The 496-nt window shown below is 65.7% G+C and carries 1 protein-coding gene; it reads right to left on the bottom strand.

Features of this window, described 5'->3' with window-relative positions; genetic code table 11:
• Window positions 1-496 (bottom strand): HlyD family efflux transporter periplasmic adaptor subunit (locus EOA28_RS38035; protein WP_128315959.1); only part of this gene is annotated, 496 nt, incomplete at both ends.

Below are 496 nucleotides of genomic sequence, written 5' to 3'. Positions count from 1 at the left end.
GTCCTCGACTGGGTTTGCACGAGGATCTCGGCCGGCATTCCGGGCGTCGGCTGAAAGCCGTGCACCCTCGCCAGTTCGCTTGCCGGCAAGCGCACGCGCGCCAGATAGACTTCCTTGGGCGTGGGGCCGCTCATCTCCGGCAATGCGTCGGCCGAGACATAGTAGACCTCACCCTCCAGGACAGGCGTGGTGCGCCGGTTGAGCGCGATCAGCCGTATCGAAGCCTTCTGCCCGACCTTGACGTTGTCGATGTCGGTGCGCGGCACCTGCGCCTCGATGACCAGGGGCACATCGGAGGGGAGGATCTCGAGGATGGCCTTGCCGCTCTCAATGACACCGCCGGCGGTATGGTAGTACATGCGAATGATCGTGCCGGGCACGGGGGCATTGATGGTGACGCGGCGAAGCACATTCTCGGCCTCCCGCGACTGCTCGCGCACCGCGTCCAGTTCGGCCTCCAGGCTCTGCAACTCCTGAAGCGCGGCCTGGCGATAGG

Source organism: Mesorhizobium sp. M2A.F.Ca.ET.067.02.1.1, from assembly GCF_004023285.1.
In the GTDB taxonomy this organism is placed as follows: domain Bacteria; phylum Pseudomonadota; class Alphaproteobacteria; order Rhizobiales; family Rhizobiaceae; genus Mesorhizobium.
The sequence above is the reverse complement of the archived record's forward strand: the minus strand, read 5'-3'. Positions and strand labels throughout refer to the sequence as shown.